Here is a 1,681-nt window from a genome sequence, read left to right on the forward strand (position 1 = left end):
CGATTGGCGTGGCGCTGAGTGGTTTGCGGGACGAGGACGCCATCAATGGGGCGCTGCAAGGTGAGGTGGTTGAGGACGCGCTCAGCGGGGGTTACGGCACCCGCAAATTGGCACCTCGGTTCAAGAGAAGTGCTAGATGGGCGCAGAGTGTTCTTGATTCTTTCAGGGAGCAGCTGAAACTCGATTTGAACGCTGCGGTGGGTTCTCTGCGGCAGATTTTGGACGATGTAGAGGCGGACGCTGGCCTGCGGAGCGAATATGAAATCAGAATCCAGCTGTGGCTGAATATTGGCCAGGCGACTCTCGCGGGGGTCCGTGATCGGGCAGAGGAAGTCGCCGCTGCTGTTCCGAAGTTGCGGAAGCGGGTCGAAGATGACGCGAACGTGAAATTGCGGGAGCTTCTCGCGGACGGCGCAGTCGGGTTAGCAGTGTTGGAGGGTGAACTCGGTCGAGATCGTGTGGACGACGCGTTGCGTGACGTAGACCGGTACGTTGAGCCAGGGCATCAGCCATTGCAGCAGCCATTGCGGGAGGCGCTCGCGCATCGGCTGCTGACGAAGGGAATTAGTGAAGACGATAAGAGGAAAGCGGACGCTGAGGCGTTTTTGGGGCGACTGCGTCGTTTGACGGGCATGGTGATGGCTGCGGGTGCGGGGCCGGCGCCGGGTGGGGACATGCTGCCGCAGTCTGCTGGCGGCGCGGGCTCGGAGACCGTGGATACGCGGCCGGAACCTACCGGGGATGTGGTGGGCGACGCGGCGACCGATGACACGGAGAGGGTCGTCGATGAGCCGGTAATGGCAGAGTTCTTCGATCCGACGGAACTGCGAGATCTGCGGGCGCGGCTTGGTCGCTTGGGTGGACACAGGGAGCCGTCCGGCGGTCCAATGCCCGCCGGGGCCGGGGATTCCAGTCTCATTGCGGATGGCGGGAGACCGGTTCTGACTGCCGCGACGGTGCCTCCCGGGATGGCGGCTCCGGTGATCGAGCCGACGGGCGGGCCAGGACCAAGCCAGACCGAGACGCCTGAGGCAACGCTGAAGGCGAGGAAAGCAAATGAAAACAAGGGGCGGACCCGTAATAAGGAGGTGCGGCTTGAGGAGATGCGGGAGTTGCGGAGGTCGCTGGAGGATCTAAAGGCTAGGCAGGCTGAGTTGGCGGGGGTGCCGGCGTCGCTTTTGCGGGCGGATCCGGATGAGTTGTCGGTGTCGGATGCGGCTAGGCGGAGGGAGTGGGAGTCGGTTCTGCAGGCGGATTTGGCGGTGTTGTCAGAGTCCGATAAAGAGAGGCGGACGGAGTGGGAGGCGCTGCAGGAGAGTATCGAGTCGGCGCAGGCGGAGCACCGCAGGCTTGAGGCGAAGGATCGCTTGCGCGACCGGAACGCGGCACGCGTGCGTGAGTATAAGAAGAGGAAGGCTGCGCAGCGGCGGGTTGAGGCATTGTCTGCTGGGGGAGAGGTTTCGTTTGCTGGTGCGTCCGCTGAGGCAAAAGCTGAGCTGAGTGCGTTTATCACTGATGCGGAGGCTGGGTTGCAGAGGATGCGGGATGAGGGGCTGAAAGTTCTCGTAGGCGAGGTGGAGTTTGGTGTAGATGGTCTGATTGCTGATATGCGGGCGCGTGAGGTGGGAGTGGTTTCTGGGGGTGATGATGGTCTTGTGAATGTGGTGGCTTATTACATGTT

1 protein-coding gene is annotated in these 1,681 nt (G+C 62.4%); it reads left to right on the forward strand.

Going from position 1 to position 1,681, the window contains the following annotated elements:
• Positions 1 to 65: 65 nt before the first annotated feature.
• On the forward strand, positions 66 to 1,681 hold a 1,616-nt coding region (locus AB0H93_RS44225; protein ID WP_358582960.1), incomplete at its 3' end, for a hypothetical protein.

The organism is Saccharopolyspora sp. NPDC050642, assembly GCF_040654735.1.
Taxonomy (GTDB): domain Bacteria; phylum Actinomycetota; class Actinomycetes; order Mycobacteriales; family Pseudonocardiaceae; genus Saccharopolyspora; species Saccharopolyspora elongata.